Source organism: Pseudomonas sp. R4-34-07 (assembly GCF_003852375.1).
Classification (GTDB): domain Bacteria; phylum Pseudomonadota; class Gammaproteobacteria; order Pseudomonadales; family Pseudomonadaceae; genus Aquipseudomonas.
This window is the reverse complement of the sequence record NZ_CP027760.1, coordinates 4,498,501-4,523,206: the sequence shown is the minus strand read 5'-3', so window position 1 is coordinate 4,523,206 and position 24,706 is coordinate 4,498,501. Positions and strand designations below refer to the sequence as shown.

Below are 24,706 nucleotides of genomic sequence, written 5' to 3'. Positions count from 1 at the left end.
CCGGGTCATGAACCCTACCAAATCGATGACTGAACGCGTTCTGCAAGCCCTGGGTTTTGAGGGTTTGGCTTTGTTGATCTGTACGCCCTTGCTGGTCTGGGTGACCGGCCGGCCGGCCCTGGAAATGGGCGCGGTGACGCTGGGCATCAGCTTGCTGGCGCTGAGCTGGAACGTCATTTTCAACAGCGTCTTCGACCGCCTTAAAGTGCGCCTGCAACTGCCCGGCGGCGGCTGGACGCGGGTGCTGCACGCGCTGCTGTTCGAAGGTGGCCTGATCCTGCTGGCGGTGCCCTTGATTGCCGCCTTGATGAAGATCAGCCTGTTGGACGCCTTCATCCTCGACATCGGGGTGCTGCTGTTTTTCCTGCCGTACACCTACGTCTATCACTGGGGCTATGACGTGATACGCGACAGAATTGCCAGCAAGACCCCGATTTCCCTGTGAGCGCCAGGCGCCTACAGGAACATGCCGCCGGAAGCCTCAATGCGCTGGCCGGTGATCCAATGACTGCCATCGGCCAGCAGCAGCGCGATGGCGCCGCCAATGTCGTCGGGTAAACCGGCGCGGCCCAGGGCGGTGTTGTTGGCGACCATGGCATTGATGTCAGCGTTGTCGCGCACCGCACCACCGCCGAAGTCGGTTTCAATCGCGCCGGGGGCGAGGATATTGACGCTGATGTCACGTGCGCCCAGTTCCTTGGCCTGGTAGCGGGTCAGCACTTCCATCGCGCCTTTCATGGCCGCGTAGGCGGCGTAGCCCGGCAGGCTGAAACGCGCCAGGCCGCTGGACACATTGAGAATGCGCCCACCGTCGCGAATCAACGGCAACAGCTTCTGTGTGAGAAAAAACGGCCCCTTGAAATGAATCGCCACCAGTTGGTCGAACTGGGCTTCGGTGGTTTCGGCAAAGCTTGCATGCAGGCCGATGCCGGCATTGTTGATCAGAAAATCAAAGCGGTCCTGTGCGAAAACATCCTTGAGCGCGCCGGTAACTTCATTGACGAACCCTGCGAACGTCGCGCTCTGGCTCACGTCCAGTTGCACCATGGCCGCGCGGCCGCCCAGCTGTTCGATCTGCGCCACTAACGCCTGGGCCTCATCGGCCTTGCTGTGGTAGGTACCGATGATATCGACGCCTTGGGCTGCCAGATGCAGTGCAGCGCTTTTGCCCAAGCCGCGGCTGGCGCCGGTGATCAATGCGATTTTACGTGTGGTCATGCTGCAGTCCTCTGAGGTGGTAGTGGGACTGAGTGTATTTGTACGTCCGTAACGTGATAAACAGGGCTATATCGGAATCACTGGTCGGGCAAGGCGAACAATCCCATGAATAAACTGGAGCTGCTGCGCACGTTCGTGCGTGTCACCGAACTGTCGAGTTTCACCCAGGCTGGCGAGAGCCTTGGCCTGCCGCGCTCCACCGTGTCCGAGCAGGTGCGGACTCTAGAAGAACTGCTCGGTGCGCGCCTGTTGCAACGCACCACGCGCAGGGTGCAGGCCACCCAGGACGGCCGGGTTTTGTATGAGCGCAGCAAGGATTTGCTGGCGCATATGGAGGAACTGGAAGGGCTGTTCCGACAGGACGAAACCCAATTGGCCGGCAGCATCCGGGTGGACATGCCCAACGCGATGGCGCGCACCTTGATCGTGCCCAACTTGCCCCCGTTCATGGAGCGGCATCCGCTGATCGACATGCAGATCAGTAGCTCGGACCGCCAGGTGGACCTGATCGCCGAAGGCTTCGACTGTGTCGTGCGCGTGGGCGCCCAGCCCGATCAAAGCGTGGTGGCGCGGCGGGTGTGCAGCCTGCCCATGGTCAACTGTGTGAGCGCGGCGTATGTGCAGCGCTACGGCAGGCCCGAAACCCTGGCTGACCTTGAGCACCATCAACTGGTGCATTACGTACGCCCGCTGGGCGCACGCTCGGCGGGGTTCGAATACGTGCAAGGCGGCAAGGTGCAGCGGCTGCCGATGGCCGGGCGCGTGACCGTCAACAGCACCGATGCGTATCAAGCGGCGTGCCTGGGGGGCTTTGGCATCATTCAAGTGCCACGGCTGGGCATCTGCGAATTGTTGGTCAGCGGCGAGCTGGTAGCGGTGCTGCCGGATTACCCGGCGCCGCCGCTGGACGTGTCGTTGCTCTACGCCGGCCAGCGGCATTTGCCCTTGCGCGTGCGGGTGTTCATGGAGTGGCTGGCGGCCACGCTGCACGCGCATCTCTAGAGGCGAACGTGGTTCAGAACAGTTGCGTGAACAGCCAGTAAAGGCTGCCCGACAACACAATCGCCGCCGGCAACGTCAGCACCCAGGCCATCAGCAAATTGCGGATGGTGCGCATCTGCAAGCCGCCGCCGTTGGCCACCATGGTTCCCGCCACACCCGATGACAATACGTGGGTGGTCGACACCGGCAGACCGAACATGTCGGCCGCGCCGATGGTCAGCATCGCCACGGTTTCGGCCGAGGCGCCTTGGGCGTAGGTCAGATGGGTCTTGCCGATCTTTTCGCCCACCGTCACCACGATGCGCTTCCAGCCAACCATGGTGCCAAGCCCCAGGGCGATGGCCACCGCGATCTTGACCCACAGCGGGATGAAGCGCGTGGCGCTGTCGATCTGTTGCTTGAACAGCTGCAGCTTGTCTTGGGTGTCGGCGTCGAAACCGCCGACCTTGCCCTTGTCCATCAAGCGAATGGTTTCGCTGGTCAGGTACATGTCGTTACGCACGTTGCCCACCGCTTCAGCCGGTACCGCGGCCAGGGAGCCATAGCCTTTAACCTCGGCACCGATGTGGCCGGTGATGGCGGCGAGGGCGGGCACCAGTTCCGGGGTGGCTTCCTTGGTACGCACATAGGTCGACAAGGTTGCACGGGAGTCTGCGGGTGCCGGCTGCGGCACCGCCTTCACCAATGCGGCCTGGGTTACCTCGGCGACCGCCGCAAATTGCAGCGACTGGTCGGCGGGCATGGTGCGGTTCAGCGCGTAAGCCATCGGCAGGGTGCCCACCAGGATCAGCATGATCAGGCCCATGCCTTTTTGCCCATCGTTGGAGCCGTGGGCGAACGACACACCGGTACAGGTCACGATCAGCATGCCGCGAATCCACCATGGCGGCGGCGTATCGCCTTGGGGCGCTTTATACAGCGAGCGGTTTTTCACGAAGGCGCGCAGGGCCAGCAACAGCAAGGCGGCAAATGCGAAGCCGATCAGCGGCGACAACAGCAAGGCGTAGCCGATTTTGGTGGCCTGGCTCCAGTCGACACCGCTGGTGCCGTCGCGGCCATGCATCAAGGCATTCGCCACGCCCACGCCAATGATCGAACCGATCAGGGTGTGGGACGACGACGCCGGTAAACCCAGCCACCAGGTGCCGAGGTTCCACAGGATCGCGGCGATCAGCAGGGCAAAGATCATGGCGAAGCCGGCCGATGAACCCACCTGCAGGATCAGCTCGACCGGCAGCAGCGCGATGATGCCGAACGCCACTGCGCCGCTGGAAAGCAGCACGCCGAGAAAGTTGAAAAAGCCCGACCACACCACCGCGAAATGCGGCGGCAGCGAGTTGGTGTAGATCACCGTCGCCACCGCGTTGGCGGTGTCGTGAAAGCCGTTGACGAATTCGAAGCCCAGGGCGATCAACAGCGCCACGCCGAGCAGCAGGAACGGTGTCCAGGTGGTAACCACCGTGCCCAGTTCGTGCATGTCATGCATCAGGCTATAGGCGGTGAACAACAGGCCCATGGCGAGTACGGCGAAGAACATGATCACCGTCACCAGGCCGGGCTTGGTGTCCAGGCGGGGTGCGGAGGCGGTGGGTGAGGCGTGGGGCGAGGCAGTCAGGGAAGGGGTGGCCATGCCGGAGCATCCAGTGTGATGAGGATGTCGCCCATGATCATTGCAGAATGTTACAGAGATGCTGCGGCAGGTCAGTGTTTAAGGGATATGCGGGTGCCGCTGGTCTGTTAGGCACCGCCAAAACCGCGCACGGGGACGCAGAGCGTCACGGGCTGAATTCCCACGCGGGAGCGTGGGAACGATCGTCACGATCGTCATTCAGTAATCCTTGCGCTTCCTGAATGCCCAGCGCCCGGCAATCAAGGTGAAGGTCGCCACCAGCGCTACCAGGATCCAGAAGCCCTCCGGGTCGGTGGACAGCGGTACCCCACCCACATTCATGCCAAAAAAACCGGCGATGATATTGATCGGCAGCGCCAGCACCGTCACCACCGTGAGGGTGAACAGCGTGCGGTTGCTCTGTTCGTTGAGGTTGGCGGCGATCTCTTCCTGCAACAATTTGATGCGCTCGCCCAGGGCCGTCAGGTCGTTGATGATCAGCGCGAACTCTTCGGTGGATTTGCGCAACTCCTTCACGTCTTCCTTTTGCAGCCATTGCGGCGGCCGGTTGAGCAGGCGCAACAGCGAGCCCGGTTCCAGCGCCAGCAGGCGTTGCAAACGCACCAGCACGCGGCGCGCGGCACCGAGTTCGGCGCGGTTGGTGGACAGGCGCGAGGACAGCAACTGGTCTTCGATCTGGTCGACGCTGAGGCTGGTCTTGCGCACGATTTGCGTCAGTACTTCGCCCTGGTCGCGCAGCAAATGCACCAGCAATTCCAGCGGCGAGCGGAAGCGTTCACCGGCTTTCACCGACGAGCGCAATTTATCCACCGAGTGCAGCGGTTGCAGGCGCGCACTGATCAGCAGGCGACTGCGCGCACACACCCATAACGTGGAAATATCCGACGACACCATGCTGCTGAAGTTGAAGACCACGTCGTTGACCACCGCCAACAGGGCGGAATCGACGTGCTCGATGCGCGTGGAGCGCGATCCTTCGTGCAATGCTTCGAAGAACTCTTCGGGCAATTCCAGGTGGGCCTGCATCCAGCGCTCACAGGCGGCGTGGGCCAGGTTCAGGTGCAGCCAGAGAAATGCTTGCGGATCGCCGGGTTGTTGCAAGTACGCAAGCGCGGTGGCCGAGTCAATCTGCTCGCCCTTTTCGCCGGGCAGAAAGCGGAAACCGTAAAGCAGGCCAAACAGATCGGGATCCTGATGGGCGTGATCGATGCTGTGGTTCATGGAGGCTCGCAGACAAAGCGCCTGTAGGACGTTTCACAGGTTCGCATGCGAATCATTGCAAGGTGCGATGACGGTTATGTGACGGTTTGGCGAGCGCCCATAAAAAAACGCGCCACCCGCAGGTGACGCGTTTTTTGGGGATCGAACTCAGGTGTCTTGCTTGTCTTCCAATACGGCGCCTGTTTTGGCGTCGAGCTTCACGTCCCACTTCTTGCCGGTGGTGTCGGTCAGGTCCACTTCGTAGACCAGCTTGCCGGCTTCGTGATCCAGTTCGGTGTCGTTGATGGTGGCGCCGGCATGCTTGGCGACGGCGGCAGCGTTGAGTTTTTCAAACGCCATCACGTCACCGGATTTGAGCAGGCCTGGAATCTGGTCCGGACGAACATCAGCCTGTGCCAAACCGGCAGTCAGAGTCAGGGCAGTGGCGGCGAACAGAGTGGTCAAGGTTTTCATGGTGTGTGTCCTTCTGGTTGAACTGTTTAAGTGGCGCCAGATTAACCGGCGCAACTTAACTCATGCTTAATGGCTGACTGCCACAAACGCCTCAGTACTTATGGTCGTTCAGCAGGTCCTGCACGCTGGACGACGGCCAGCGCTTGTAGAACTTCAGCAGTTCGGCAGCGCGGTTGGTAAAGATGCCATCGACGCCGGCCTTCATCACCTTGTCGAAATCAACCGGTTCATCCACGGTGTACACATGCACCAGCAGGCCCTTGTCGTGGGTCAGCTGGTTCATTTCAGGCTTGACCAGGTCGGTGTAGCTTTGGTCGCCGTGGTCGGTCAGCTCCGCCGAAGGGCCGGTGCCGATGGCGCCCAGGCTCTTGGCCTGGTCGACCCATTTTTCGAACTCGGCCGCATCCTTTGGTTCCTGCTTGGCGTAATAGGCGGCTTTGGTCGGCTCGCCGGACTCGGCAAAGGGCACTTTGGACTTCGGTTCGATGCTGCCTTCACCGACCCACAACAGCAGGATCTTCGGCGTGTTGGGCATTTCTTTCTGCAGTTCTTTCAGGCTGGCCACCTCGAAGGTTTGCAGCACCACGCGGCCCTTGCCTTGGCCGACACCGGTGTTGCTCTTGCCCAGCTTGGAGCCGGCGGAACTCAACCAGCCCTTGTCCAGCAGCTTGTTTTTCAGGTCGGCCTCGATGCCCGGAAATTGCTTGGGCTCCTTGGTCTCGATGTACAGGCCGGGTTTGTGTTGCGGATTGCCTTCGGCGATTTTGATGATGTCATCCAGGCTCTGGATTTTCAGGCCGACGAAACCAGGGCGCGCGCGGTCCGGGTAGGCGGCGTTGAACCAGCTGCCGGCGTCGAGGGTTTGCAGCTCTTTCCAGGTGAATTCGTTGGCCGGCGCGTCTTTGCGCTCGGGGAACTTGGTCGCCACGTCGGTGGTGCGTTGCAGGTTGTTGTCGTGCAGGGCGAACAATACGCCGTCCTTGCTGCGCTGCAGGTCCAGTTCCAGATAGTCGGCGCCCAGGTCGCGCGCGACCTTGTAAGCGGCGGCGGTGGACTCGGGGGCGTCATAGGAAGCGCCACGGTGGGCGATCACGGCAGGGTAGGGAATGCCTTCGTTTGTCGCCAATTCAGCCGGGCTGATGGGGTCGGCAGCCTGTGCAGGGCCAAGGCCGAGCATCAGCGCCAGCAGCAAGGTACTCCCTAGCGTGGCGTGCACCGGGCCTTTGGTTAACGTGACAGGCATAAGCGAAGTCCTTTCGTGGAGGTGACTTTGAGAAGGTGTCCTTTTTAGCAATTGATTGCGAAAGGCGCTATCACCAAACCGACATTAACGTGCGCGCGGGCCAATTTTGTGAATTTTTTTGTGACGCATTGCAGTACCCTTAGCCGAAGCTGCCCCGTTAGAGGACGGTATTTTCTGCCACGCGTGTAAACCATCTTTCCAGTCCCAGTAGGACTTTTCAGTGAGGTTTACCATGCGCATCACTTCCGAACTTATCTGCCAGGCCGCCGACCAACTCCACGGTTTTGTCGGCCTGAACCGCAAGACGGGCCAGTACATCGTACGTTTCAGCGAAGATGCCTTCGGCATGGACGTGGCCGATGACGGCATCATCCCCACAGCCGAGTTCGTCTGGGAACCGGCTGCCGACCACAGCATGATCCTGTCCCGCGCGCGCATTCAGTTGCTGCTCGCACAAAACATTGACGATCGCATCAACATCAGCGAACCGCTGCGGGTGTATATGCGCCGGATTGAGATCCCGCAGATCAGTGCGTTGCGTAGTTTGGTCAGTTAAGCGCAGGCCATTTGCAGCGTAGGTATCTACACAACTTTGGCGTAGTCCTGAACCTGTGGCGAGGGAGCTTGCTCCCGTGGCGACCTGGCGGCCTATAGCTATCTGACTGATGCCGCGCGATCCAAATGTGGGAGGGGCGGTGCGACGATTCGACTTGCTCCCGATGGCGGCCTGACAGCCGACCAGGATGCTGGATCAGGGCGAGTACATATCCGTTGCTGCGGTAACGGCTGCTATGGGTTCCGCCCTTACGGCGTCTCACTTTTGAAAAGCGCAAAAGTAAGCAAAACGCTCTTGCCCCACCACTCGGCACCTCGCTTAGGCTCGGTGTGCCCGTAATCCGACATTGATTTGGGGGGCCGCCGCCACGCGCCATCCATGGCGCGGGGCGGCTAAACCGGCATCTCTGCCGGTTTACCCCCCAAATCACTGTCGAATTCCGGCCAGCGTGGTTTAACGGGGCGCTTAAGAGCAAGAGCAAGAGCAAGAGCAAGAGCAAGAGCGGCTCGCTTCGCATCGTGGTTACCGTAGGCTGCTACACACTTGTGTAGATACCTATGCATTTTGCAGACGCACGATCATTCAGCGTGGAAGCTATAGGCCCGCTCCACCTTGCACACGCGGGTATGAAACGCTGTGTACCAGAGGGAGCGCCCTTGCTCGCGCACCTGCTTATGTTCGGCCTGCTGTTTCCAGGCCAGGATCGCCGCTTCGCTGCTCCAATAAGACACGGTGATCCCCAGGCCTTCTTCCCGCGCCGATTCCACGCCCAGAAATCCCGGCTGTTCATGCGCCAGTTCCAGCATACGCGCGGCGGCCTGACCGTAGCCCTGGTCGCCAGCGGTGCGCAGTGAGCTGAAGATTACCGCGTAGTAGGGCGGCGCCGGTGTCTTGGCGATCATGCCGAGGCCTCCTGGCACGCCGTGAGCAGGGCAATTGCCAGCGGCGGCGTGATGCCTTTGAGGGCGGCGCGTTCGGGTTGGAACAGGGTGGCGACGAAAAACGGGTGGTTCAGCAGCTCCACCGCTCGAAGGTCGCCTGCAGCGTCGTGACCGCTGGCAATCATCTCTCCTTCAAGCAGTGCATGAGCGAACTCGGGGTTGATGCCGTAGCGGCACCGATAACCTTCGTGGATATCCACGCTGCCATAGGCTTGCGCGATACGGGTGTAGGGCTCCAGGCGCACGGTGTCGTCGGCCTCCACCAGCGCACAACTCAACGGCGTGATGACGGCACGTTTAGCGCCCGGTACCAACTCGCCGTGTTCGGCATCCGCCCAGGCCAGCACGTTGCGGGCATATTCCAGCACCGCGTGTTGAAAACCACCGCAAGTGCCGAGGAAAGGTCGCCGCTGTTCGCGGGCGAACCGGATGGCTCGCAGTGCGCCTTCGGTGTCGCGGTACGGGCTGGCGGGCACGCACCAGAAACCGTCGAACCCGTGCAGCGAGGCCGTGGCGGTGATGGCGTCGGTGTCGAGCCATTGCACCTTGACGCTCAGCTTCAAGGCTTGGGCTGCTTGTTGCAGCGCCACGGGAATGGCCTGGTGCGCAATCACGTCAGGGTTGTAATCGCCGATCAGAGCGAGGTGCAGCGGGGCGTCTTTCATCGTGTGATCCCATGGCTTGTGGTGTCCTCAGGGGCACTATAGATTGGCGCTCACGCAATCAATATTGGCATTTGCCCACATGCTCAATGCAGCCGTGCACTATCAAGTCGACTATAACGATCTGTCGCTGGTCCTCGCCCTGGTTCGCGGCGGCACCCTGGCGCGGGCTGCCGGGCTGCTGCGGGTGGATGTGTCCACAGTGTTCCGGGCGGTGCGGCGCCTGGAAGCTGCTCTTGGCCAGACGTTGTTTGAAAAAAACCGTGCCGGTTATCTGCCCACCGGATTGGCCACCCACTTGGCGCAACAGGCCGAGCGCGCAGAACTTGCCCTGGAGGCCGCGCGCATCGGTGTGGAGCAGGGCGGGGAAGTGATCAGCGGCACGGTGCGCCTGACCTGCACCGACGCTGTGCTGCAAGGTCTGCTGCTGCCGGCCCTGGCCGGGTTCATGGCGAATTATCCGGCGTTGATCCTGGAGCTGAGCACCTCCAATGATTTCGCCAACCTCAGCCGCCGCGATGCCGATATCGCGCTGCGTCTGACCAGCAAGCCGCCGGAGCATCTCGTCGGACGTTGCCTGGGGACGGTGACGTATCAGGTGTGCGCCAGCGCCGACTATGCTCTTCGGCATGCACGCCAGGAACTGGCTGACCTGGCCTGGATCGCGCCGGACGACTTTTTACCCGACCACCCCACAGTGGCCTGGCGCCGTGAGCATCTGCCGGGCGTGCGTCCCGGTTATCGTTGCAACAGCATGCAGTCGGTGACCGAGTTGGTGCGCGCCGGGCTGGGGGTGGCGGCGCTGCCGGATTTTCTGATAGGCGATGGCCTGCAACCACTGGGCTGCGCATTGGCAGGGCATGACACGGCGCTGTGGCTGTTGACGCGCCCCGACTGCCGGGCGTTGCGTTCAGTGGTGACCCTGTTTGATGAGCTGGGGCGACATGTAAGCGGGTTGCGCAATTAGGTTTTGCGCACAAATTGCTCATGTATTTCGCACGTCAGGGTTTCGATACGTTCGGTCAGCTGTTTAGTCATTTCCGTCAGCCGCGTGTTTTGTTCCAGTAGCTCCAGCAACTGTTTGGTGGTTTGTGCGGCCTGGGCCTGGCGGGCGGTGTTGGCGGTGGCCAGGGCTTCGCGGTGTTGTGCGTCGGCGTCGGACTGGGCTTTGTCGCGCGCAGCCTGGCGCGTCTGGGCCAGCAGGATCAACGGCGCGGCGTAAGCGGATTGCAGGCTGAATGCCAGGTTGAGCAGGATGAATGGGTATACATCGAAGTGGGTGATGCCGGTCGCGTTCAGCACCACCCACAGCACCACAATGGCGGTTTGCGCGCCGAGGAAGGTCGGTGTGCCAAAGAACCGCGCAAAGGCTTCGGCCTTGAGAGCAAAGGTATCGTTGCCAAAGGTCGGCGCCAGGTGGGCGTGATGTCGGTGGAAGCGCAAGGGGTCGACAGGGGTTGGGTCAGGTTTATCGGTCATGGCGGGCTCGAGTCGGTGGCGTGAGGCATCACGCACTATAGACCCAGCCCTCGGCCCGCACATGAAGAAGCCGTCAGCGGTTGCCCCGCTCGTTGGCAAACGCGCTCACCGCCTGTACCGCCTCGCTGGTGCCTTCACGGATCTGCAGGATCACCGTACCGGCCTGGTTGGCCAGTTCCACGCCCTGGGCCGCACGGTCGCGGGTGGCGTCCATGCTGTCGATGGCCTGGCGGGTTTCGTCCTGGATCATGGCGATCATGCCGGAAATTTCCGCCGTGGAGCCGCTGGTACGTGCCGCCAATTGGCGTACTTCATCGGCCACCACGGCAAAGCCGCGGCCTTGCTCGCCCGCGCGGGCCGCTTCGATGGCGGCGTTGAGGGCCAGCAGGTTGGTCTGGTCGGCGATGCCGCGAATGGTGTTGACGATGGTGGTGATCTGCTGCGACCGCTCGCCCAGCTTGGCGATCAGTTGCGAAGAGGCGTCGATATCAACGGCGATGTCGCGCATGCCGGTGGCGGTTTTCTGAATCACCTCGGCGCCTTTTTCGGCCATGTCCTGGGTGTTCAGCGACAGGTGATAGGCCTGCGCAGCGCTTTGCGCGTCGGCCGCATGCTGTTGCACACGGGCCGTGACGTCCGAAGCGAACTTCACCACTTTGCACAGGCGCCCGCTGGCGTCGTACACCGGGTTGTAGTTGGCCTCCAGCCACAGCGTATTGCCGTGCTTGTCCACCCGCTCGAACTGGCCACTGAACAGTTCACCCTGGTTCAGGCGCTTCCAGAACTCGCTATAGGCTGGGCTGCTGGCCAGCGCCGGGGTGCAGAACAGGCGGTGATGCTTGCCCTGGATCTGCGCCAGGCTGTAACCCATGCGCTGCAGGAAGTTGGCGTTGGCGGTGATGATGGTGCCATCGAGGTTGAATTCGATCATCGCCATGGCGCGGTCGATGGCTTGCAGCTTGGCATTGGCTTCACTTTCGGCTTGCAGGCGGGGGGTGACGTCCATGGCGTACTTCACCACTTTGACCACGCGACCGGCTTCATCGCGTACCGGGTTGTAGCTGGCTTCCAGCCACACCGATGCGCCGTTGGCGCCTACCCGTTCAAAGGTGCCGGACTTGAATTGGCCGTTGCGCAGATGTGTCCACAGCTGGTGGTAGTCGGCGCTGCGCGCAAACGCCGGTGTGCAGAATATCCGGTGGGGCTGGCCCAGGATCTGTTCGGCGCGGTAGCCCAGGGTCTTGAAGAAATTGTCATTGGCGCGCAGCACCGTGCCCTGCACATCGAATTCGATAACCGCCATCGAGCGCTCGATGGCGTCCAGCAGGCTGGACTGTTGCACAGTGGTATGTTGCAAGGCGGTGATGGTTTTTTTGTAAGCGTTGAATAGCATGATCGGAAGCTCGAGCAGGCATGCGTATGAGGGATCCATGTAAATGCGCCTGACCCCGTAGGGCACCTGGGCCTCACGGTTGACTTGCTCATTGCCAGCTCCTTGTGCTGACAGAGGGGGGTGGAACAACGGGTTCAGAGTGATCGGCCTGCCAGGAAGTTCGCCTTCGGGTGGACACATTTCTAGCGAGGCGACCAATGGCGGCATTGTGCTACTGCGGCGGACTGACCTCATAGCCTGCAAGGAACAGATCAATCGCCGATTCGATCACATGAGCCTGGGACGTTGCGTCGAGGGTAGGCTGGCCAAGGGTGATCTGTGGCCAGAACGCAAAGGCTTTGAGCAGGCTTTGTATCTGGTGAGCCGCGAACGCCGGGTCTTTGCAACTCAGGCGGCCGTCTTCCTGGGCGGCGCGAACCCACTGGGTAAAGCCTTCTTCGCGCTCACTCAAGCGGTTGACCATGTCTTGGGCACGTTCCGGCGAATGAATGGTGGCCGCGATGGCCACGCGTGCCAAGTCGAGGAAGTTGGCATCCGCCATCATCTTCATTTTCGCTTCCAGCAACCCGCGCAGTTGATTGCGCAGTGGTTGGTCGCGGCTGTACGCCACATCCAGTTGCGCGGCGCTGCTGGCCCACAATTGGTGGAGTATTTCGGCGAACAGCTCTTCTTTACTGGGGAAGTGGTTGTAGACCGTGCGCTTGGAAACGCCGGCCGTGGCGGCGATCCTGTCCATGCTGGTGACCTCGAAGCCATTCTCGCGAAATTCGGCAATGGCCGCCGCCACGATGGCTTCGCGTTTACGGTCGGTGAGGCGTTGGGAGGCAGTCATGGAGGAGGTTGGGCTCAAAAATGAAATTACACTCGGCAGTTTACTTGCTTCGGGTTTTGTTGCAATGTAGAAACTACACTGTGCAGTGTAATTTATGAGCGGACGCAGGAGTCACTCTGTAATGGCTACGATTTCAACCCGTGTTGACCCGACATCCACTGCGCTCAGGCCTGCCGAGCGCGACCAGGGGCATTTCACCAACGACGCGCCGGTGCCCCACGGTGGCTTTGGCAAGACCTTGCGTATCTTTTGGAACATGTTGTTTAACAAGCCGCGCACCACAAGGCCTGTGGGTAACATCCCGGTACAACCCCTGACCCGCGAACACTTGGTGGCAGCCCCCGATCACAGCGTGTTCCGCCTGGGCCATTCAACCGTGTTGTTGAAAATGCGCGGTAAATTCTGGATCACCGACCCCGTGTTCGCCGAACGCGCCTCACCGTTCAGTTGGGCCGGCCCCAAGCGCTTCCACCAACCCCCGATCAGCCTGGAGGAGTTGCCGCCGTTGGAAGCGGTGATCCTTTCCCATAATCACTACGACCACCTCGACCGCACGGCTGTGATCCAATTGGCCGCCAAGACGCGGTACTTTCTTGCGCCCTTAGGCGTGGGAGACACCCTGGTCAAATGGGGGGTGGACGCCGCCAAGGTGCGGCAACTGGATTGGTGGCAGGGCACCGAGGTCGATGGCATTCGTTTTATTGCCACGCCGGCGCAGCATTTTTCCGGGCGTGGCCTGTTTGATGGCAACCAGACCCTGTGGTGTTCCTGGGTGATGATCGATGACGCGCGGCGGATCTTTTTCAGCGGCGACACGGGTTATTTCGACGGCTTCAAGCGGATCGGCGAGCAATACGGACCGTTTGACCTGACCCTGATGGAAACCGGCGCCTATAACGTCGACTGGCCTCATGTGCATATGCAGCCGGAGCAAACGTTACAGGCGCATATCGACCTCAGGGGTCGCTGGTTGCTACCGATTCACAACGGCACCTTCGACTTGGCGTTTCACGCCTGGCACGAGCCGTTCGACCGCATCATGGCGCTGGCCTGGGAGCGCAATGTGTCGATTACTACGCCGGCGATGGGGCAAGCGTTCCGGCTCAACCAGCCCGAACGAGGGCATGCGTGGTGGTTGGAGGTAGAGACTCAGGATGTAAAAGAACCGGCTGCGGGTTAGCTGAAGAGCCTGTGAAAAAGGTGTTTTTCAGGGTGTTTCGACTCTGCGACAAACGTCAGAAGAGAGTGCGATGATCCGTCGGAAAGTTAATTTCGAGGGGCGTTGCAATGAACGAGGACTGCAAGAAACTCTGGCGATTGGGCATGCCGTGCCTCTCAGCATCGTCGCTCGCCGTATCAGGCGAGCATGCCGATCCTGGTTCTTCAACCGTCACGCAGGCGCGAACCGATAACGCCAGCACCGGTGCTATCGTTTTCGGTGCCGGACGCGCTGAGGGGACGGTACTCATACCCGGCTACAACGCCTTGCCTCCAATGATCAAGCCCACGCGAGACCCCGCGTTATCACTGGTTGCCCTCAGTGGTGTCGACCCCACTGGGCCGGTGATGGTTGAAGTGCCCCTGGTGCAAAACAACAGCGCTTTTACTGGCTCCCCTGTGCTGGCGGGGTGGCGCATCGGCTATGCCATCCGCTACGTACGCGGTGGGCATGTTGAACCCACGGACCAGCGTGCAACCTTGCACCGTGCCTTCGTTATCCTCGGCCAAGCGGGTGTGCAATTAGTCGCAGTGGACGCGCAGCGTACGGACGACCCTCTCGAATCCGGTACGGCCATCGATGCGCTCGTGGCCAGCCATCGTTTGGATGCCCTGGTGTCAGACGCTCAGAGTGCGGCGTTTCATGCAGCGCGCAGAAGTGGATACCCCAGCGCCTGTCAGGCGCTGGAGGATGGCACCCAACTCTGGTTTTACGGGGCCCGCTGGGCGGCTGATCGCGTGCAGGTCCTGCTGCGAACTTACCGCCAGCTTCTATCAACTGTCGCGCCCACACCGGGTACGGAATGATCATACCGGGCAGCAGGATTAGCCTGCATAGCGACGCCGGAACAGCCTCTTAGACTCGTGTTGGGTTATCGGCCGATAGCTCTCTTTCAGTCAATTAGGGGTATTTCCATGATCGGACCAGTTTCAGCAGGTGGGTGGGCGACAGGCCTGTTGCAAGCGCTTTCAAATCCGCCGCAGGGCTTCAAGGGCGCATCTCAAATGTCGGTGGAGATGGCCAGCCGCGGCGGGGTCACCTCAGAATCGCTGGTGAAAGACACGTTCCGACAAATTGCCAATATTGATCATGGGCTGCAGGGCGGTAACGCGTTCATAGAAACCAATCCGGATGCGCTCCAGCAAGCCAGGGCGCTGGACCTTGAACGTGAAAAAGGCCAGGTGCGCGGGTATTTGCATGGCGTTCCGATCGCGCTGAAGGATGTATTCGAAACCAGGGACCGGATGCAGACAAGCGCCGGTTCCAAGGCTCTGGTGGGCAAGGCCGCCACTCAAAATGCCAAGGTCGTGGACAACTTGCTGAAGGCCGGCGTGGTGGTTGTAGGTAAAACCAACATGAGCGAGCTGTCGAACTTCCGCTCTGAATTACCGGTGGATGGCTGGAGTTCCCGAGGTGGCCAGACGCTGAACCCGCATCGCCTGGGCGGGACGGTAGCGGGTTCGAGCTCAGGTTCTGCCGTAGCGGTTGCCCAAGGGCATGTGCCGCTGGCGTTAGGGGTGGAAACCAACGGATCGATCACTACTCCCGCGGCCTACAACGGCGTTTTTGGCTTGAAAACCTCCGTGGGCTTGCTGAGTACCGAGGGTGTCATGACCAGTTCACGCATGGATACGATTGGCACGTTCACGCGCAATGTCTGCGATGCGGCAGAAGCGCTCAACGCCATGACCGAGACCACGCTTTACACCGAGGGACTGCGCTCCGATGCCTTGAAAGGCAAGCGAATTGGCTACACGCCTGTGCCTGAATTGTCCGTAGAGGAGGCCAAAGACCCCGCGAAGCGGGCGGACCGTAAGCATTTCGCGGATGCGCTTGAGGTGTTGAAGTCTCAAGGTGCGATCCTGGTGCCCGTGGGAACGCTGGAGGATGGCGTCTCTGAGCAAACCTACGCCGATTACAACGACGCATTATTTTCAGACGTCAAGCACCAACTGGAAGAGTATCTCGCCGGGCGCGAGGGTTTGCCTGTCAAATCGCTTTCGGAGCTGATTGCTTTTAATAAGCGTCACCAGCAGCCCGGTGAGCCGGACCAGAAAGTGTTGGAGCTTATCAATGGCCTGGTGAGCACTCAGGACCAGCGCGATAAGCTGTGGGCGGCCGTCATTCCGGTTTTCCAGAAAACCATCGATGATCCGATGAAAAAGCACAGGCTCGATGCGATGGTGTCGAACTTCCTCTCAAACAACTATTTTTTCAGCGCTGCGGCAGGTTACCCGGCAATGTCCATTCCGTCCGGCCTTGATGATGAGGGGATGCCAACGGCGCTTTACCTTTACGGGTCGGCTAACAACGATGCCACAGTGCTGTCGGCGGCCTATGTTTATGAGCAAGCCACACGGGCGATTAAACAGCCGGCATTCCGCCCTGGCACTCCCTTTACGCCAGCACCCGTAATGGCAGATAACGCGGTTGGGGGCCTGCAGGCAACGTCTGAATGTGATTCAGCCTCTGCGTGAAAGCAGCATGAAAGCGGGCTAATCCATCGCGTTGCCGCTGATCAGGCTGGACTCTACGCACCATTCGGTTGGGGAGTGGGTGACTCATTTGATGCAGCGGGTGAGCCCAGCAACCGAGAGAGGAGGCCTGGCGCCGCCGCTTCGGCCGATATGCTGTCGAACCGGCGTTTACTCATCCCCCACCCCGGTGCGAACCCTGGGAAAAACACCAGCCCTTGCGCTTCCAGGCAAAATGCCAGGGCCAATCGAGTGTCATCATCCACGTCGCCGTGGCTTTCCAATTGTTGAATGGCTTGCACCGCCACGCCAGCCTCGCGGGCCAGCTCTTCGCGGCTCCAGCCCAACATGAGGCGCGCCTGGGCGCAGTGTTTGGCGGTGAATTGATGAAGGACGATCTGCTGTTCTACGTAAGAGCTCATTGCCAGAGAGGACATGGGGATTTCTCCAGGTTCGACAGGGGAGGCACAACTATACTGTGTTTTTATACAGTTGTTTGTACCGCTCATCAACTCAGGGCAACGGGTGGTGTTTTTCAGTGTGCGTTTACTCCATCCCCGGCGCCTCCCGGATGATCAGATGATCCAGGTTTTCAATATTCGCGCTGAATACCCCGAACGTCTGTTCGGGGTTCTTCTGGCTCGGTACCTGCTTGAGCGCCGGCGTCACGCCATAGAAAAAGCAATACAACGGTCGTTCGCTGCCTGCAGCGGCCTTGATCTGCTCCAGGAATGCCGTGCGCTTGCGGTAGCTATCGAGCAGTTTCTTGCTCAGGTAGACGTTGACGGAGTAGGGCTTCTTGTCGAGCCATACCTTCTTTTCGAAATCGATGCGAACACTGTTGGTGTAGTCCTTGATGGCTTTGATCTTGCCCCAATAGATCAGGCCCTGGTTGTCTTGCAGGTATTCGATTTTCTTGAAAAACGTCCAGTACGTCGCCGTGTGCTCGCCGATTTTCAACGGCATTGATTTGAGCTTGTCCTTGTCGTCGATATTCGACACGTAGCATTCCACCGGGTGGGCGAATACGCTGGTTTTATCCGGGGTGGTGTCGTTGTTGGCGTGGGGTGTGGAGACACGATTCGCGGGGGCTTTCACCGGGTCTTGCAGGGCGACGTTCTCTGCGCCTGTCAGAAGGCTCCTACGTGTGTATTGACGTCGTGTGAGCACAAACTCCGACGGGAAATTTTCCTCGCGCTCGTCATCGCTTTCACCGGTTGCGCTCTTATGGGTGCTGGCGTAGCGGCAACCGTCGATATGCCGGGTGCTGGTCTTGTTCTTGAAATGCGGCGTGCGCTGGTAGGTGACGTTTTTTGCGTTGAAGGTGCTCAGCGTATTGCCCGTATCAAACGCCGCACGGCACACATCGTTGGGGCAGAGAAAGCGCTCCTTGTCGGAATCGAAATCGGCGGTTTCGTCGAAATTCAGGTCTCGTACGTCATAGATTGACAGTTTGTCATCGAGACTCAGGCTGTAGGCCGTGTCGAATTTCATGGGGCTCGGGTCCGTGAGAGGTTTGGCTATTAATAGCGAGAACCTGCGCAAATATCAGCAAGAACTTGCAACCCGCCGTCCACTCAGGAAGCAATCGACGCTTGACCAGTAATGAAAATGTATATCCCGTTGACATATCCATGCCGTGGTGTAGCGTTGCGTAATCACTTGATTGCTGGAGGTAAGTCATTATGGACCAAGGTTCTGTATTCCAAAGTAACCGCAGCCAAGCTGTGCGTTTGCCAAAGGCCGCTGCACTACCGGATGACGTAAAACGTGTAGATGTTGTCTCAATTGGCAGAGCACGAATCATCACTCCGGCTGGTGAGTCATGGGACAGCTGGTTTGATGGAGAGGGCGTCACGCCGGACTTCATGAACGACCGCGAGCAGCCTGCTGACCAAGAGCGGGAATCTTTTTAATGCTCAAGTTCATGCTCGATACCAACATCTGCATCTTTACCATCAAAAACAGACCCCAGCAGGTGCGCGAAACATTCAAAAAGCACTATGGCCAATTGGCCATTAGTACAGTGACCCTGATGGAGCTGATTTACGGTGCGGAAAAATCATCCAACCCAGAGCGAAACCTGGCCGATATCGAAGGCTTTGCAGCACGTCTGGAAGTCCTGAAATACGACCAGGATGCCGCCATGCACACAGGCCAGCTTCGCGCAGAGCTGGCGAGAGCAGGTACTCCGATAGGGCCATATGACCAGATGATCGCTGGGCATGCGCGTTCGCAGGGCCTGATTATGGTCACTAACAACCGGCGCGAGTTCGACCGTGTGCCAGGTTTGCGGGTAGAGGATTGGGTATAAGCGGCACGGGATCAAATGTGAGAGCTCTCGAGCCCCAGCGAGGCTGCGAAGGGATCGCCTCGCTGTCCCTGCCGGTCCCAATGACCCACATCACCGCTGCAACCGGGCCCGCCTTTTCTTCTTCGCATGAAAATGCCGAAAATGCGCATCCTGCGCCGCCGCCAGCAACTCCCGATCCCCGCGCGTATCGCCCCAGGCCCGCAGCCGATACTCGCCCAAATCCCCATACACCGCCTCAAGCCGCAGCACCTTATTCTCACAGCGGCAATTATTTCCGGTGAGCTTACCGGTCAACACCCCGTCGACCACCTCAAGCTCAGTCCCGATCAAGCGGATCCCCAGCCGATCGGCAAATGGCTGCAACACCAACGCCGGCGACGCCGAACACAGCGTCACCACCGCTCCCGAGCCCAACTCCTGTTCCACCGACAACACGCCCGCCGGGCGCATCAACCGCGCCCAATTGCGCTGGCAATACTCCTCGGCCTTGCGCTGCACCCACGCCTTCTCCACTCCGGTCATGAAGGTGCGGATCAACTGCGCCTTCAACTCATCCCGGCTGATCTGCCGCACCAAAAAGCGCAGCCCGGGCACCGCGAGCTTGACCATCCGGCCATAAAACGCGCCAGTGCCAAAGGCAAACTTGAGGAAGGGCACGAAACTGTCGTGGTGGGTGAGGGTGCCGTCGAAGTCAAAGACGGAAAGTACTTTGGCGTCAACGGGGCCGGCTTCGAGCATGTCTGGGTTCACGGGTTGGCCTCGGTCCTATCTAGTATTTTTTTGAATGTGCATCAGGTGTGACAGCAGGAGTCTACTCCCGTGCCAATCTTCCGATTTTGGCGTAAAGCCCTTCGGTGAACGCCTCCCGGTCACTCGACCGGTGACAACGCTGATGGCAATTGGGGCACAAGGCTACAGCATTGGTGATGCGATCCGAACCCTTTTGGGCGAGGCGGGAAATGCGATGTACTTCAAGAAATGGCCGTTCACCGCGCATAAAAAAGCCCTGAACAAGTCAGGGCTTAATGAGGTTGCTTGGCTCAGGAATCAATCCCAGCTCAGCGCGCCGCCGGTCTGATACTCGATCACACGGGTCTCAAAGAAATTCTTCTCTTTCTTCAAATCCATAATCTCGCTCATCCAAGGGAACGGATTAGTAGTCCCCGGGTACTCTTCCTTCAACCCAATCTGCGACAACCGACGGTTAGCGATGAACTTGAGGTAATCCTCCATCATCGCCGCATTCATGCCGAGCACGCCGCGTGGCATGGTATCCCGCGCATATTCAATCTCCAGCTGCGTACCTTGCAGGATCATCTGGGTCGCTTCTTCCTTCATCTCGGCATCCCACAGGTGTGGGTTTTCGATTTTGATCTGGTTGATCACATCGATACCGAAGTTCAGGTGCATCGACTCATCGCGCAGGATGTACTGGAACTGCTCGGCCACGCCGGTCATTTTGTTGCGGCGGCCCATGGAGAGGATCTGGGTGAAGCCGCAATAAAAGAAGATGCCTTCCAGCACGCAGTAGTAGGCGACCAGGTTGCGCAGCAGTTCCTTGTCGGTGTCGACGGTGCCGGTTTCGAACTTCGGATCGGAGATCGAGCGGGTGTACTTCAGGCCCCAAGCGGCCTTTTTGGCGACCGATGGAATCTCGTGGTACATGTTGAAGATCTCGCCTTCATCCATGGCGAGCGATTCGATGCAGTACTGGTAGGCGTGGGTGTGGATCGCTTCTTCGAAGGCCTGGCGCAGGATGTACTGGCGGCACTCCGGGTTGGTGATCAGGCGGTACACGGCCAACACCAGGTTGTTGGCAACCAGGGAGTCGGCGGTGGAGAAGAAGCCGAGGTTGCGCATGACGATGCGGCGTTCGTCGTCGGTCAGGCCTTCGGGGTCTTTCCACAAAGCGATGTCGGCGGTCATGTTGACCTCTTGCGGCATCCAGTGGTTGGCGCAGCCGTCGAGGTACTTCTGCCAGGCCCAGTCGTACTTGAAGGGCACGAGTTGGTTGAGGTCGGCGCGGCAGTTGATCATGCGTTTTTCATCAACGGCGACGCGGGCGGAGGCGCCTTCGAGTTCGGCGAGGCCTTCGGCGACGTCGAGTTTGTCCAGGGCGGCCTTGGCGCGCACGATGGCGGCGGAGTCATTGGCGGTGACGGCGCGGGCTTCGATGGCGGCGGCAGCGCCGGCCCCGTCGAGGCGGTCCATGTTGGCTTCGGTGGCGTGGCCGGCGTTGGCGCCTTTGGTGGCTACTTCGCCTTCTTCTTCTTTGTCGAATTCGTCCCAGCTCAGCATGACGTGTCGTCTCCTGCGTGAGGGCTCAAAGGTGCCCGTGTGAAACCGGATGGTTGGGTGTTCACACGGCCCTCGGGCCGCGGTGGATCTTAAGGAATCGTTTGTTGCAGCAGCTAGCGCAGGCATTAAACGCAATTGGGCTACGGGTTCTGCATGAGGCTTGAGGTGCGGAGCGGCGGGGCTTGCTCCAGCGGAGGCCTCAGGTCTGGCTCTTCGTCCCTGTGTAAAGGGATATTGCAGGCCCGATTTACCCGCGCATTATAGGGAAAAATTCGGGTTTGTGTTGTGGCGGATTGTCCCGGTGAGCGGACAAAAAGGCTGCTATTTGGGCCAGAGCGAGGGTTTGCAGGGGGTTGGCGGGGGAGGAATTTTTTGACGGGCGGTGGGATGTTTTTTTGTGGAGGGGAGGGCGGTGGATTAAGGACCGGCTCTTTGCCGCAAGAACGATTTCTTGCGGCGAACAAGAATCCACTAACCAATAATCAGCCGTTAGAGCAGCCGTTACCCATTACATGATAATTAAGAATATGACGTTGACCTTGGGAATCTTCATATTCCATCTTCGCCGGTACAACTTCGCATACTTCCGGGATGTTGCTCATGGAGACTACTTTAGCGACGTCCAAGTGGGTGCTGTAGGTATAGTCCTCAACAATCGGGGCGTTCTGGCCAGCCAGCTCGGTCGGGGCTTCGTCGGCCAGGGCGGCGGTGGCGCACAGGCTGCTGAGGGCTAAAACTAATAACGCTTTCATTTCTCTGTTTACCTTCTTCAGGGCGAAAGGGGTCACGGGGCCCTTGTGAGGCCGCGTGTGTAACTTGAGAGTTGGGAAGTTCGGATTAACGTTGCCTTCGTGGGGGCTGTTGCGGTGTTAATCTCGGTGTCGTGTTGACGGGGTTGATTCTAGGCCTGCGGCTTATATTCATATACCCGTGGTTTTGATAAACACTTTTGGCAGTTTTTGTAACAATCCCTCCATGAAGGTTTTTTCAGAAACCTGCGAAGCGCCACGGGGCGCGGGCCAGAGCGGCAGCTGGGCATAGCTGGGTAATTTGTAGGGTCTTGTTACTACCATCGTCGAATGGTTCTATAGGCCCACCCCGGCTACAACAGGGGCCATACAACAACAACTATGTCACCGAGGTAAGAAAGATGAGTGCGGCTTCCCTGTACCCCGTTCGCCCCGAAGTAGCAGCCAACACGCTGACCGACGAGGCGACCTACAAGGCGATGTACCAGCAGTCGGTGGTCAACCCCGATGGTTTCTGGCGCGAGCAAGCCAAGCGTCTTGACTGGATCAAGCCTTTCACCACGGTGAAGCAGACGTCGTTCGACGATCACCATGTCGACATCAAGTGGTTCGCCGATGGCACCCTGAACGTTTCCTACAACTGCCTGGACCGTCACCTCGCCGAGCGCGGCGACCAGATCGCGATCATCTGGGAGGGCGATGACCCTGCCGAGAGCCGCAACATCACGTACCGCGAGCTGCATGAACAAGTCTGCAAGTTCGCCAACGCCCTGCGCGGCCAGGATGTGCATCGCGGCGACGTGGTGACTATCTATATGCCGATGATCCCCGAAGCTGTGGTCGCCATGCTCGCCTGCACCCGCATCGGTGCGATTCATTCCGTGGTGTTCGGCGGTTTCTCGCCGGAAGCCCTGGCCGGTCGCATCATCGACTGTAAGTCGAAGGTGGTGATCACTGCCGACGAAGGCATTCGCGCCGGTAAGAAGATTCCGCTGAAGGCCAACGTCGATGACGCACTGACCAACCCGGAAACCAGCAGCATCCAGAAGGTCATTGTGTGCAAGCGCACCAATGGCACGATCAAGTGGAACCAGCATCGCGACATCTGGTACGAAGACCTGATGAAAGTGGCGGGCACTGTGTGTGCGCCCAAAGAGATGGGCGCCGAAGAAGCGCTGTTCATCCTCTACACCTCCGGTTCCACCGGCAAGCCCAAGGGCGTGCAACACACCACCGGCGGTTACCTGCTGTATGCAGCCCTGACCCATGAGCGCGTGTTCGACTACCGCCCTGGCGAAATCTACTGGTGCACCGCCGACGTGGGCTGGGTCACCGGCCACACCTATATTGTCTACGGCCCGCTGGCGAATGGCGCGACCACCTTGCTGTTCGAAGGTGTGCCGAACTATCCGGACATCACCCGGGTGGCGAAAATCGTCGACAAGCACAAGGTCAATATTCTCTACACCGCACCTACCGCGATCCGCGCGATGATGGCATCGGGCACCGCCGCCGTTGAAGGCGCCGATGGCAGCAGCCTGCGCCTGTTGGGCTCGGTAGGCGAGCCGATCAACCCGGAAGCCTGGGACTGGTACTACAAGAATGTCGGCCAATCCCGTTGCCCGATTGTCGACACCTGGTGGCAGACCGAAACCGGCGGCAACATGATGAGCCCGCTGCCGGGCGCCCATGCGCTCAAGCCGGGTTCGGCGGCGCGGCCGTTCTTTGGCGTGGTGCCGGCGTTGGTGGACAACCTCGGCAACCTGATCGAAGGCGCGGCCGAGGGCAACCTGGTGATCCTCGATTCGTGGCCGGGCCAGGCGCGTACGCTGTTTGGCGACCATGACCGTTTCGTCGATACCTACTTCAAGACCTTCCGTGGCATGTATTTCACCGGCGACGGTGCGCGGCGCGACGAGGACGGCTACTACTGGATCACCGGGCGTGTGGACGACGTGTTGAACGTGTCGGGCCACCGCATGGGCACGGCCGAGATCGAAAGCGCGATGGTGGCACACCCGAAAGTCGCGGAAGCGGCGGTGGTCGGCGTGCCGCATGACATCAAGGGGCAGGGCATTTATGTCTATGTCACTTTGATCGGTGGCGAAGAGCCGACCGAACAATTGCGCCTGGAGCTGAAAAACTGGGTGCGCAAGGAAATCGGCCCGATTGCCTCACCGGACGTGATCCAGTGGGCGCCAGGCTTGCCGAAGACGCGTTCGGGGAAAATCATGCGGCGGATTCTGCGCAAGATTGCCACGGCTGAGTATGACGGGTTGGGGGATATCTCCACCCTGGCCGACCCGGGGGTGGTGGCGCATTTGATCGAGACGCACAAGACCATGAACGTCGCGTAAGGCGGAGTGGATGGGAAAGAGCCCCATTCGGCGCAGGCCGGGTGGGGCTTTTTCATGGGCTCTCGAGACCACTGAAGCTCTATTGTGGGAGGGGGCTTGCTCCCGATAGCGGTGGGTCAGTTGAGACAGCTGTCACTGACCCACCGCTATCGGGAGCAAGCCCCCTCCCACATTTGGATTGCATTTCAAGGCCTGTACAGCTGCTGCCTGCATAGCCAGCTGACAAATAAATATCGGTTTTCACAGTAGGACGTTTCTGAATGTTACCGGTTAACGCAAATGTGTAACCCCGCGCCCAGGCATGAGGCAAACGGCTACGCTCGCGCCCAGGAAAACCGCGTTTCAGACACCCTTTGAAATAAGATTAAACGCCACACTTGCCGTGCTAGAAGGGTTTGCGAATAATAGGCCCGCAATTTGCAGCATCAGCTGGTTTAATATCTTTTGTCTCTGCATAAAATTCAGAGGCTGTCAATGAGTTGGAACCGCTTTCTCGGTGCTTCTGTAAATTGTTGTCGCATTGAGGAAATATCGGCTTCCAGCCTGTCGTTAGAATGCCGATCACTCGCTCGTCGTCGCTGGCACGCACTGGCGCAGGACGCTGCACCGCTTTCGGTTTCACCTTCGCCGCATCGTGGGCCATGGCTCATACTGCTGTTTTGCCC

The 24,706-nt window shown here is 59.6% G+C and carries 26 protein-coding genes and 1 pseudogene; 10 read left to right on the top strand and 17 right to left on the bottom strand.

Going from position 1 to position 24,706, the window contains the following annotated elements:
- Positions 1-7 precede the first annotated feature (7 nt).
- A complete protein-coding gene (locus C4J85_RS20810; RefSeq protein WP_124410613.1) occupies positions 8-445 on the top strand; it encodes a multidrug/biocide efflux PACE transporter in 438 nt (145 codons plus the stop codon).
- Between the two features lie 11 nt (positions 446-456).
- On the opposite strand, the gene C4J85_RS20805 is transcribed toward C4J85_RS20810, so the two are convergent.
- Positions 457-1,218 carry an SDR family NAD(P)-dependent oxidoreductase gene (locus C4J85_RS20805; RefSeq protein WP_124410612.1) on the bottom strand — a complete coding sequence of 254 codons (762 nt, stop codon included), beginning with the start codon at positions 1,216-1,218 and terminating at the stop codon, positions 457-459.
- Between the two features lie 105 nt (positions 1,219-1,323).
- On the opposite strand from C4J85_RS20805, the gene C4J85_RS20800 reads away from it, so the two are divergent.
- Positions 1,324-2,220 carry a LysR family transcriptional regulator gene (locus C4J85_RS20800; protein ID WP_124407984.1) on the top strand — a complete coding sequence of 299 codons (897 nt, stop codon included), beginning with the start codon at positions 1,324-1,326 and terminating at the stop codon, positions 2,218-2,220.
- Between the two features lie 13 nt (positions 2,221-2,233).
- On the opposite strand, the gene C4J85_RS20795 is transcribed toward C4J85_RS20800, so the two are convergent.
- The 4 genes from C4J85_RS20795 to C4J85_RS20780 all read right to left on the bottom strand — a co-directional run bounded on the left by C4J85_RS20795 (position 2,234) and on the right by C4J85_RS20780 (position 6,767).
- Positions 2,234-3,850, bottom strand: a complete 1,617-nt coding sequence (locus tag C4J85_RS20795) for an inorganic phosphate transporter (protein ID WP_124371630.1) — start codon at positions 3,848-3,850, stop codon at positions 2,234-2,236.
- Positions 3,851-4,048: 198 nt separating this feature from the next.
- Complete coding sequence (locus C4J85_RS20790) at positions 4,049-5,071, bottom strand: transporter (RefSeq protein ID WP_124364081.1); 1,023 nt, start codon at positions 5,069-5,071, stop codon at positions 4,049-4,051.
- Between the two features lie 147 nt (positions 5,072-5,218).
- The gene (locus C4J85_RS20785; RefSeq protein ID WP_124371629.1) at positions 5,219-5,524 is read right to left on the bottom strand and encodes a PepSY domain-containing protein; all 306 of its coding nucleotides are present in this window, start codon (positions 5,522-5,524) and stop codon (positions 5,219-5,221) included.
- Positions 5,525-5,615: 91 nt separating this feature from the next.
- Positions 5,616-6,767: a glycerophosphodiester phosphodiesterase family protein gene (locus C4J85_RS20780; RefSeq protein ID WP_124371628.1), complete on the bottom strand. Its 1,152-nt coding sequence runs from the start codon at positions 6,765-6,767 to the stop codon at positions 5,616-5,618.
- Positions 6,768-6,999: 232 nt separating this feature from the next.
- Here C4J85_RS20780 and C4J85_RS20775 point away from each other — a divergent pair, with 232 nt between their 5' ends.
- The gene (locus C4J85_RS20775; RefSeq protein WP_124368078.1) at positions 7,000-7,323 is read left to right on the top strand and encodes a DUF2025 family protein; all 324 of its coding nucleotides are present in this window, start codon (positions 7,000-7,002) and stop codon (positions 7,321-7,323) included.
- 578 nt (positions 7,324-7,901) lie between these two features.
- Here the strand turns inward: C4J85_RS20775 and C4J85_RS20770 are convergent.
- A complete protein-coding gene (locus tag C4J85_RS20770; protein WP_124410611.1) occupies positions 7,902-8,225 on the bottom strand; it encodes an antibiotic biosynthesis monooxygenase in 324 nt (107 codons plus the stop codon).
- Positions 8,222-8,929, bottom strand: coding sequence for a CTP synthase (locus tag C4J85_RS20765; RefSeq protein WP_124410610.1), 708 nt, complete (start codon positions 8,927-8,929; stop codon positions 8,222-8,224). Before C4J85_RS20765 ends, C4J85_RS20770 begins: the two co-directional genes overlap by 4 nt.
- A gap of 79 nt (positions 8,930-9,008) precedes the next feature.
- Here C4J85_RS20765 and C4J85_RS20760 point away from each other — a divergent pair, with 79 nt between their 5' ends.
- A complete protein-coding gene (locus tag C4J85_RS20760; RefSeq protein ID WP_124410609.1) occupies positions 9,009-9,893 on the top strand; it encodes a LysR family transcriptional regulator in 885 nt (294 codons plus the stop codon).
- Here C4J85_RS20760 and C4J85_RS20755 read toward each other — a convergent pair.
- The 3 genes from C4J85_RS20755 to C4J85_RS20745 all read right to left on the bottom strand — a co-directional run bounded on the left by C4J85_RS20755 (position 9,890) and on the right by C4J85_RS20745 (position 12,630).
- On the bottom strand, positions 9,890-10,405 hold the full coding sequence (locus tag C4J85_RS20755; protein ID WP_124371623.1) for a DUF1003 domain-containing protein: 516 nt from the start codon (positions 10,403-10,405) through the stop codon (positions 9,890-9,892). The two genes, C4J85_RS20760 and C4J85_RS20755, sit on opposite strands and share 4 nt — an antisense overlap.
- Before the next feature lie 73 nt (positions 10,406-10,478).
- Entirely contained in the window at positions 10,479-11,798 is a 1,320-nt protein-coding gene (locus C4J85_RS20750; RefSeq protein ID WP_124411222.1) for a PAS domain-containing methyl-accepting chemotaxis protein, read from the bottom strand.
- 211 nt (positions 11,799-12,009) lie between these two features.
- Positions 12,010-12,630, bottom strand: a complete 621-nt coding sequence (locus C4J85_RS20745; protein ID WP_124371621.1) for a TetR/AcrR family transcriptional regulator — start codon at positions 12,628-12,630, stop codon at positions 12,010-12,012.
- 121 nt (positions 12,631-12,751) lie between these two features.
- Between C4J85_RS20745 and C4J85_RS20740 the strand changes: the two genes are divergently transcribed.
- The 3 genes from C4J85_RS20740 (at position 12,752) to C4J85_RS20730 (ending at position 16,326) form a co-directional block, all read left to right on the top strand.
- A complete protein-coding gene (locus tag C4J85_RS20740; RefSeq protein ID WP_124410608.1) occupies positions 12,752-13,810 on the top strand; it encodes an MBL fold metallo-hydrolase in 1,059 nt (352 codons plus the stop codon).
- A gap of 107 nt (positions 13,811-13,917) precedes the next feature.
- Positions 13,918-14,655 (top strand): hypothetical protein, encoded by a 738-nt coding sequence (locus C4J85_RS20735; RefSeq protein WP_177413572.1) that lies wholly within the window; start codon positions 13,918-13,920, stop codon positions 14,653-14,655.
- Between the two features lie 198 nt (positions 14,656-14,853).
- The gene (locus C4J85_RS20730) at positions 14,854-16,326 is read left to right on the top strand and encodes an amidase family protein (protein WP_124411220.1); all 1,473 of its coding nucleotides are present in this window, start codon (positions 14,854-14,856) and stop codon (positions 16,324-16,326) included.
- Between the two features lie 53 nt (positions 16,327-16,379).
- Here the strand turns inward: C4J85_RS20730 and C4J85_RS20725 are convergent, their stop codons facing one another.
- Together C4J85_RS20725 and C4J85_RS20720 are read right to left on the bottom strand one after the other, a co-directional pair.
- Complete coding sequence (locus tag C4J85_RS20725; RefSeq protein ID WP_124410607.1) at positions 16,380-16,760, bottom strand: helix-turn-helix transcriptional regulator; 381 nt, start codon at positions 16,758-16,760, stop codon at positions 16,380-16,382.
- A 109-nt stretch (positions 16,761-16,869) separates the two neighbouring features.
- Positions 16,870-17,817: a hypothetical protein gene (locus C4J85_RS20720; RefSeq protein WP_124410606.1), complete on the bottom strand. Its 948-nt coding sequence runs from the start codon at positions 17,815-17,817 to the stop codon at positions 16,870-16,872.
- 191 nt (positions 17,818-18,008) lie between these two features.
- Between C4J85_RS20720 and vapB the strand changes: the two genes are divergently transcribed.
- Both vapB and vapC read left to right on the top strand, forming a co-directional pair.
- A complete protein-coding gene (gene vapB / locus C4J85_RS20715; protein ID WP_124407974.1) occupies positions 18,009-18,239 on the top strand; it encodes a type II toxin-antitoxin system VapB family antitoxin in 231 nt (76 codons plus the stop codon).
- On the top strand, positions 18,239-18,637 hold the full coding sequence (gene vapC / locus C4J85_RS20710) for a tRNA(fMet)-specific endonuclease VapC (protein WP_124407973.1): 399 nt from the start codon (positions 18,239-18,241) through the stop codon (positions 18,635-18,637). Before vapB ends, vapC begins: the two co-directional genes overlap by 1 nt.
- A 90-nt stretch (positions 18,638-18,727) precedes the next feature.
- Here the strand turns inward: vapC and C4J85_RS20705 are convergent, their stop codons facing one another.
- The 4 genes and pseudogenes from C4J85_RS20705 to C4J85_RS20690 all read right to left on the bottom strand — a co-directional run bounded on the left by C4J85_RS20705 (position 18,728) and on the right by C4J85_RS20690 (position 21,687).
- Positions 18,728-19,375, bottom strand: a complete 648-nt coding sequence (locus C4J85_RS20705; RefSeq protein ID WP_124365199.1) for an HAD-IB family hydrolase — start codon at positions 19,373-19,375, stop codon at positions 18,728-18,730.
- Between the two features lie 73 nt (positions 19,376-19,448).
- Positions 19,449-19,619 (bottom strand): annotated as a pseudogene (locus tag C4J85_RS20700) (HNH endonuclease); the annotation flags it as partial.
- A gap of 65 nt (positions 19,620-19,684) precedes the next feature.
- On the bottom strand, positions 19,685-20,935 hold the full coding sequence (locus tag C4J85_RS20695; RefSeq protein WP_124364060.1) for a ribonucleotide-diphosphate reductase subunit beta: 1,251 nt from the start codon (positions 20,933-20,935) through the stop codon (positions 19,685-19,687).
- A 482-nt stretch (positions 20,936-21,417) separates the two neighbouring features.
- A complete protein-coding gene (locus C4J85_RS20690) occupies positions 21,418-21,687 on the bottom strand; it encodes a DUF2790 domain-containing protein (protein WP_124364059.1) in 270 nt (89 codons plus the stop codon).
- A gap of 398 nt (positions 21,688-22,085) precedes the next feature.
- On the opposite strand from C4J85_RS20690, the gene acs reads away from it, so the two are divergent.
- Positions 22,086-24,041, top strand: coding sequence for an acetate--CoA ligase (acs, locus tag C4J85_RS20685; protein ID WP_124368069.1), 1,956 nt, complete (start codon positions 22,086-22,088; stop codon positions 24,039-24,041).
- Between the two features lie 385 nt (positions 24,042-24,426).
- On the opposite strand, the gene C4J85_RS20680 is transcribed toward acs, so the two are convergent.
- Positions 24,427-24,684: a hypothetical protein gene (locus C4J85_RS20680; protein WP_124364057.1), complete on the bottom strand. Its 258-nt coding sequence runs from the start codon at positions 24,682-24,684 to the stop codon at positions 24,427-24,429.
- Positions 24,685-24,706: the final 22 nt, after the last annotated feature.